Origin of the sequence: Sphingopyxis sp., assembly GCF_035565275.1 — a bacterium.
In the GTDB taxonomy this organism is placed as follows: Bacteria; Pseudomonadota; Alphaproteobacteria; order Sphingomonadales; family Sphingomonadaceae; genus Sphingopyxis.
In genome coordinates this window covers 20,029-27,495 of record NZ_DATMST010000341.1, presented here as the reverse complement: position 1 = coordinate 27,495, position 7,467 = coordinate 20,029, and the positions used below count along the sequence as shown (strand labels likewise).

Sequence of the window (7,467 nt, the reverse complement as noted above, 5' to 3'; positions counted from 1 at the left end):
GCCACGCTCGCCACGCGGCTGGCCGCCATCGCGCTGGCGATGGGCGTCCTGACGCTGGCGGTTGGGGTCGCGGCCCTGACTGCCGGTGTCGCGGGGCGGCGCGACGGGCTTGGGCAGGTTGCGCACCATCTCGTTGAAATTCTCGGGCAGCGGCATCGGCTCGGACTTGCTCCGCGTGACGCGTTCGATATCGCGCATGTACGGACGCTCATCGGGCGCGATGAAGCTGATCGCCTTGCCCTCGGCGCCGGCACGGGCGGTGCGGCCGATGCGGTGGACATATTGTTCGGGAACGTTGGGGATCTCGAAGTTGATCACATGGCTGACCCCCGACACGTCGATGCCGCGCGCGGCAATGTCGGTCGCGACGAGCAGCTTGATGTCGCCCGAGCGGAACGCCTGCAGCGCGTGGGTGCGCTGCGACTGGCTCTTGTTGCCATGGATCGCCATCGCCTTGATGCCCGCGCCCGCAAGGTGGCGCACGACGCGGTCGGCGCCATGCTTGGTGCGGGTGAAGATCAAGGCGCGGTCGATATCTTCGCTGGCGATGACCGAATGGAGCAGCGCCTGCTTTTCCTTCTGTTCGACGAAAGTCGAATATTGGCTGATCTTTTCCACCGTGGTCGCAGCCGGGGTCACCGACACCGTCACGGGGTCCTCGAGGAACTGTTCGGCGAGGTGCGCGATTTCCTTGGGCATCGTTGCCGAAAAGAAGAGGTTCTGGCGACGCGAGGGCAGCAGCTTGGCGATGCGGCGCAGCGAATGGATGAAACCCATGTCCATCATCTGGTCGGCTTCGTCGAGGACGAAGATTTCGACGTCATCGAGGCGCAGGGCGCGCTGGTCGATCAGGTCGAGCAGACGGCCCGGAGTGGCAACGAGGATATCGACGCCGCTGGAAAGCTCGCGAATCTGCTTGTTGATCGGCACGCCGCCGAACACGGTCGTGACGCTGAGCTTGGTGAAGCGGCCATAGTCGCGGCAGCTCTGCGCGATCTGCGCGGCAAGTTCGCGCGTCGGCGCGAGCACGAGCATCCGGCAGCTACGCGGGTTGGCGCGATGCGGATAGGTCAGCAGGTGGTGGATCGAGGGCAGCGAAAAGCCGGCGGTCTTGCCGGTGCCGGTCTGCGCAATACCGCACAGGTCACGGCCCTTCATCAGCGGCGGGATCGCCTGCGTCTGGATCGGGGTCGGCTGGGTATAATCCTTGGCGGCGAGTGCGCGATTGATGTCGGCGTGCAGGCCAAAGTCGTTAAAAGTCGTCATAAAATACTCACAATGGGCGACGCGCAGGCGCATCCGTTCGCATCGAACGGACGGCGCACGGCCGCGGGTTCGAAACGACCCGCGTGAAAGGGTGCCTCTGGGGACAAAGCGCTGGTCCGGCTCGCCCGCGCCTGAAATCGGGCGGGAAATCACGCTGCCGGTGGTTGCGGCGGGTGATCCCGCCATGCTGCGCTGCACCATCATATGGCACGGGTTGCGCCGGATTGCAAGATTATTGCGCGTTACCCTTTCCATGCGCCCCGAGCTTGTCGAAGGACCGTTCTTTCTTCATCAAGGCGATCGCAAAATAAGCGCCCCCCGAAAGCGGGGGCGGCGGGTTGAAAGAGCGGGAGGATAAATGGCCGAGAAAATCATCGTCATCGACGAGGGCACCACGTCGACGCGCACGATGCTTTTCGGTGTCGATGGTACTCCGCTCGGCAGCGCCCAGCGCGAAATCCGGCAGCATTACCCCGCACCCGGCCTCGTCGAGCATGACGCCGCCGAAATCTGGGAGGCCACCCTCGCCTGCACGCACGAGATGATCGCGCAGGCGGGCGGCGCCGACCGCGTCGCCGCGATCGGCATCACCAACCAGCGCGAGACCGTCGTATTCTGGGACCGCGCAACCGGCGAACCGCTGGCACCGGCGATCGTCTGGCAGGACCGCCGCTCGGCCGCCGACTGCGCCGCGCTGAAGGAAGCGGGGCATGAAGCGATGGCGCAGGCCAGGAGCGGCCTGCTGCTCGATCCCTATTTTTCGGGCACCAAGATCGGCTGGGCGCTGAAGAACTGGCCGCAGCTTCGCGAGGCGGGCGACCGGCTCGCGGTCGGAACGGTCGAATCCTGGCTCGTCTTTCGCCTGACGGGCGGCGTGCATGTCACCGATGCGAGCAATGCATCGCGTACCTTGCTCATGGACATCAACGGCCAGGGCGGCTGGGATGGCGAGCTCTGCGACCTGCTGGGCGTGCCGATGAAGCTGCTCCCCGAAATCGCCGGCTGCACCACGCGCGTCGGAACGACCGACCCGGCGCTGTTCGGCGGCGCGATCCCGATCTGCGGCATGGCGGGCGACCAGCAGGCGGCAACCATCGGGCAGGCCTGCCTGTCGCAGGGACAGACCAAGGCGACCTTCGGCACCGGCGCTTTCATATTGTCCGCGAGCGGCACCGCGCGCCCGGTATCGAACAACCGCCTGCTCGCGACGGTATTGGTGCAGGAAGGCGATGTCCGTTCCTATGCGCTCGAAGGGTCGGTGTTCGTCGCGGGCAGCCTGATCAAATGGCTGCGCGACGGGCTCGGCCTGCTCGCAAACGCGGGCGAGAGCGAGGGACTGGCGCGGTCGGTCGCCGATAATGGCGGCGTTTATCTCGTTCCCGCCCTCACCGGCCTCGGTGCGCCGCATTGGCGGCCCGATGCGCTCGGTGCGCTGTCGGGGCTGAGTTTCGCGAGCACGAAGGCGCATGTCGCGCGGGCGGCGCTTGAGGCGCAGGCGTATCAGGCGCACGACCTGAAATCCGCCTTCGCGGCCGACGGCGTCGACTGGGCCGAAGTGCGGATCGACGGCGGCATGGCCGCCAACGACTGGATGGCGCAGGATCTGGCCGACATGCTGGGCATCACCGTCGAGCGGCCCGATTTCGTCGAGAGCACTGCATTGGGCGCCGCAATGCTCGCCGCCACCGGCGCGGGGCTTTACCCCGACCTCGCGAACGCGGCCAAGGCGATGCGCGGTACCGCGACGCGCTTCACACCCGCGCTCGACGCCGGGAAACGCAAAACGCGCCTTGCCGGGTGGCAAAGCGCGCTTGCAAAGGTTCTCGGCTGAACCAATCCCCGCTTTCGCAGGGACAGGAGCCATTAACGCTTGAGGGTAAGACCACCGAAGCGCTTGTTGAACTTCGCGACCTGGCCGCCCGCGTCGAGCATACGGCCCGTGCCGCCGGTCCATGCCGGGTGCGCGGTCGGGTCGATTTCGAGCGTCATCACGTCGCCCTCCTTGCCCCAGGTCGAACGCGTCTGATATTCGGTGCCATCGGTCATCTTGACCGTGATCATGTGATAGGCGGGATGAATGTCTTTTTTCATGTCGTGGGCTCCTGTGCCGCTGGTTTCCGACCAGCAGCGTGAGTCGATGCACCCGGGGGCGCGAAGTCGCGGCCTTTAGTGGCCATTGGCGTAGAATGCAACACCCGCCCTCGCCCCGCCGGACTTGATCCGGCATCCATCGCCCGGGTGGTGTCACGGCCCCGAATCACTCCGGGTGACGACGGAAGGCGGGTCGGCTCAGCCCTCCGGCGGGTCGGCGATCATCGCGGTGAACTGGCATTCGGTCGCGAGCTGGCCATCCAGCATCGCGCGCCCCTCGAACTTGCAGATGTTCCGCTTCGCCTGAAGGATCGTGACGTGGAGGTCGAGCAGAACGCCCGGTTCGACCGGCTTGCGAAATTTGATGCCGTCGATGCTCATGAAATAGACGAGCTTGCCCGAACCACCGAGGCCGAGCGATTCCACCGCCAATATGCCGCCCGCCTGCGCCAGCGCCTCGACGATGAGGACGCCGGGCATGATCGGCCGGCCGGGGAAATGCCCCTGGAAAAAGGGCTCGTTGATCGTCACCGCCTTGACCGCGTGGATCGAGGTGTCCTTCACCATCGAAACCACCCGGTCGACGAGCAGCATCGGATAACGATGCGGCAGCAGCGTCAGGATCCGGCGGATATCCACCGGACCCATCACTCCATCCGTCTTTTCCCCGTCCGCCATCGAGCTTAGCGGGTCGTCGGCTGGTTGCCCGTCGGTGCCGGAGCGGCCGGCGTGGCGGCGCCCTGTCCCGCGCGAGCCTGTTCCATCAGCTGCTGGTTGCGCTGCTGGACAAGCTGACCGGGCTGGTAGCCGGCGGGCACGGCCGTCGATACGGTCGGCAGGATGCGATTGAGTTCGGTGACGACAGCGTCGGTAATGTCGACATTGTTCTCGCGCGCCAGCACGGCGTCGGGGTTGAGCAGCAGGTCGACCTTTTTCGCGGTCATCGCCGCCTTGATCGCCTCGTTCATGCGGATGCTGATCTGGTCCTCGACATAAGCGATGGCGAGATCGACGGGAGCCCCGATCTGGCCGAGTTCGGTCTGCGCCGCCTGACGCTTGTCCTGAACCGCCTTGGCGGCAGCCTGCAGCGCGGCTTGGTTCTGGGGAGTCTTCTTCGACTCTTCATTATATTTGGCGATCAGGACGTTGATTTCGGCCTGCAGCGTCTGGCCGCGCGACTGCTGCTGGTCGATCTGCGCCTTGTAGGTCGTTTCGATCTGCTTCGACGCGGTCTGGAAAGCGGTCGAACGGGCGGCGGCGACACGGACGTCGGCGACGCCTACGCCTTTAGCCTGCGCAATGGCCGGAGCCGACAGGATGGGCGAAACCGACAGCGTGGCGATCGCCAGCGCCGAAGCGACAAGAATTTTCTTCATCAGAATTGGGTTCCTACGTTGAATGAGAAGCGTTTAATGTCATCACCCTCTTCTTTGCGAAGGGCGTAAGCGAAATCGATCCGGAAGGGACCGAAAGGAGAGTTCCAGTTGACCCCGGCGCCGATCGAAACGCGCGGCAGCCAGGTGTCCCCGAAGAAGCGTTCCTCGAACGGGTCCAGGCGCGAAAAATTGGCCGGACAGGTCTGATATTGCCCGGTGCCCGTCGTGACACCCCCCGTCGTGGTCGTGTTTTCCGTCGCGAACTGCCGCTCTCCGGTTGCGGCATTGCGGCAAAGCGACTTGGTCAGACCGAAGCCCGGAGCGTTGGGATCGGTTTCCCTGAAATCGGCGAGGGTGGTCAGCGTCGGGCGCTTCACGCTGAACACCGATCCGATATCGACGAAGACCGACGGCCGCAGCCCCAGTTCCTTGGCACCCGTGCCGAGCGGAATGTCGACCTCGAGCCGGCCCTGATAATAGGCACGGCCGCCGAGCGCATCGTCGATCTGGCCGCGATCGGCGCCCTCGGTTACCACCACGGGATTGGCCGGATCGCTGTTGTTTACCCCGTAGCGGATGACGCGCGGGCCAACGCCGCGGATGTCGAAGCCGCGCATCTGCGGTTCGCCGAGGAAGAAACGGTCGGTCAGGCGGACCTTGTCGCTGGTCGGGGTCGGGCGTCCGCCGAACGGATAGATATAGCCGCCCTCGGCCGAGATGTTCAGGATGAAGCGGCTGCCAAGGTTGAAGTGCTTGCTGCCCTGGAGGCGGGTGCGGACATATTTGACGCTGCCGCCGAGGCCCGCGAAATCCTGGCTGAGCGACAGCGACTGGCCACGCGTCGGACGGATTCGATTGTCGCGGTCGTCGTAGGCGAGCGTATAGCCGAGCAACGAGGTCGTGCGGTTGCCGATCGCGTCGCACAGATAGCGGCCGGCGACGAGCGGATCGCATTCGCCGCCGAAATAATAAAGCCCCCTGTCGAGCGTCACATCGTCGAAGTTGAGGCTGTAACGCGCGAAGAAGGACATGAATTCGGTCAGCGGCACGCCGGCGTTGAGCTGCATGCCGGTCGTGACCTGCTGGAATGTCGTCCGGCGATCATTGTTGATGAAGTTGAATGAATTGAGGTCGCGGCGATAGATGCTGCCGCCGACCGAGATGTTGCGGTCGAGCAGATAGGGTTCGGTGAAACCGAGTTCGATCGATTTCGAATAGCTCGAATAGTTGACCGACGCCTGGAGCTGCTGGCCGAGACCGCGGAAGTTGCGCTGGCGGATCGACGCCTGGAGCAGGAAATTCTCGATCGACGAGAAACCGGCGGAAAGCGACAGTTCGCCGGTCGGCTTTTCCTCGACATTGGTTTCGAGGATGATGCGGTCGGGCGCGCTGCCTTCCTTGCGTTCGATTTCCAGATTTTCCTGGAAGTAGCCAAGGCTGTTGATGCGGTTCTCGGTGCGCTTGATGCCGAAGCTGTTGAACGCGTCGCCTTCGTTCAGGCGGAATTCGCGGCGGACCACCTTGTCGTGGGTCAGCGTGTTGCCGTTGACGTCGATGCGCTCGACATAGGTGCGCGGGCTTTCCGCGACGTTAAAGGTGATCGCCATCGTCCGGGTTTCGGCATCGCGGCGGAATTCGGGGTTGATGTCGGCAAAGGCGTAGCCGAACAGGCCGGCGGTCTCGCTGAGGCTTTCGACCGTGTCTTCCACCAGCTTGGCGTTATACCAGTCGCCGGTGTGCATCGGCAGCAGCCGCTTCAGCATCTCGGGCTGGAAGTCGCGCAACTCGCTCTTCACATCGACGTCGCCGAACTTGTAGCGCTCGCCTTCCTCGACGACGTAGGTGATGATGAAGTCCTGCTTGTTGCTGGTCAGTTCGGCGACTGCCGAAATGACGCGGAAATCGGCGTAGCCGTTCTGCAGGTAGAAGAGACGCAGCTTCTGCTGGTCATAGGCGAGGCGATCGGGATCGTAGCTGGTGTTCGACGACAGGATCGTCATCAGGCTCGACTGCTTCGTCGCCATCTCGCCCTTGAGGTCGCCGTCGCTGAATTTCTCGTTGCCGATGATGTTGATCTGGCGGACCTTCGATTTCGGTCCTTCGTTGATTTCGAACACGACATCGACGCGGTTCTGGTCGAGCGACACCATCTTGGGCTCAACCGTCGCGGCGAAACGACCCTGACGCTTGTAGAGCTCGATGATACGCGCGACGTCGGCGCGCACCTTCGACCGGGTGAATATCTGACGCGGCGCGAGCTTGATCTCGGGCCGGATCTTGTCTTCCTTCAGGCGCTTGTTGCCTTCGAGGATGACGCGGTTGATCACCGGGTTTTCGGTGACCTGGATCTGCAGCGCACCGTTGTTGTCGGTGATCTGGAAATCCTTGAACAACTCGGTCGATGCGAGATCTTTCAGCGCCTGATCAAGCACCGAACGGTCATATTGCTGGCCAACGCGCAGGCGCAGGTACGACAGGATCGTCTGCGCCTCGAGCCGCTGGTTGCCGACGACGGTGATCGACTGCACCGTCGTAGCAGTCGGCGCCGCTTCGGATGCGGGCGCGGGGACGGCGGGAGCGGGAACCGACGGCGGGGCAACTTCCTGCGCCATCAGCGGCGTCGCGAGCATCGTTCCGGCCATGAGAAGGGCCGACAGCTGTGTCCGCGCCGAGAATTTGTGTGAAGCCACGCTGTTCATCCCGAAAAAATATCTCAAAAGCGCCAAACCCGCCT

General features: G+C 63.9%; 6 protein-coding genes. 1 reads left to right on the top strand and 5 read right to left on the bottom strand.

What is annotated here, in order from left to right:
• Positions 1-1,266, bottom strand: a 1,266-nt coding sequence (locus VN047_RS22220) for a DEAD/DEAH box helicase (RefSeq protein WP_325546583.1), incomplete at its 3' end; no start/stop codon positions are given.
• Positions 1,267-1,624: 358 nt separating this feature from the next.
• Between VN047_RS22220 and VN047_RS22215 the strand changes: the two genes are divergently transcribed.
• Positions 1,625-3,097, top strand: a complete 1,473-nt coding sequence (locus tag VN047_RS22215; protein ID WP_325546581.1) for a glycerol kinase — start codon at positions 1,625-1,627, stop codon at positions 3,095-3,097.
• Between the two features lie 32 nt (positions 3,098-3,129).
• Here the strand turns inward: VN047_RS22215 and rpmE are convergent, their stop codons facing one another.
• From rpmE to bamA, 4 genes are all read right to left on the bottom strand, one after another.
• Entirely contained in the window at positions 3,130-3,357 is a 228-nt protein-coding gene (gene rpmE / locus VN047_RS22210; RefSeq protein ID WP_325546579.1) for a 50S ribosomal protein L31, read from the bottom strand.
• A gap of 198 nt (positions 3,358-3,555) precedes the next feature.
• Positions 3,556-4,005 carry a 3-hydroxyacyl-ACP dehydratase FabZ gene (gene fabZ, locus VN047_RS22205; RefSeq protein WP_414712748.1) on the bottom strand — a complete coding sequence of 150 codons (450 nt, stop codon included), beginning with the start codon at positions 4,003-4,005 and terminating at the stop codon, positions 3,556-3,558.
• 35 nt (positions 4,006-4,040) lie between these two features.
• Entirely contained in the window at positions 4,041-4,733 is a 693-nt protein-coding gene (locus VN047_RS22200; RefSeq protein ID WP_325546576.1) for an OmpH family outer membrane protein, read from the bottom strand.
• Positions 4,733-7,432 carry an outer membrane protein assembly factor BamA gene (gene bamA, locus VN047_RS22195; protein WP_325546574.1) on the bottom strand — a complete coding sequence of 900 codons (2,700 nt, stop codon included), beginning with the start codon at positions 7,430-7,432 and terminating at the stop codon, positions 4,733-4,735. The genes VN047_RS22200 and bamA overlap by 1 nt, the downstream gene beginning before the upstream one ends.
• Positions 7,433-7,467: the final 35 nt, after the last annotated feature.

Excerpts from the sequence above, each read along its gene's own strand:
- VN047_RS22215 (WP_325546581.1), top strand. The coding sequence starts at position 1,625 with ATGGCCGAGAAAATCATCGTCATCGACGAGGGCACCACGTCGACGCGC.
- rpmE (WP_325546579.1), bottom strand. The coding sequence starts at position 3,357 with ATGAAAAAAGACATTCATCCCGCCTATCACATGATCACGGTCAAGATG.
- fabZ (WP_414712748.1), bottom strand. The coding sequence starts at position 4,005 with ATGGGTCCGGTGGATATCCGCCGGATCCTGACGCTGCTGCCGCATCGT.
- VN047_RS22200 (WP_325546576.1), bottom strand. The coding sequence starts at position 4,733 with ATGAAGAAAATTCTTGTCGCTTCGGCGCTGGCGATCGCCACGCTGTCG.
- bamA (WP_325546574.1), bottom strand. The coding sequence starts at position 7,432 with ATGAACAGCGTGGCTTCACACAAATTCTCGGCGCGGACACAGCTGTCG.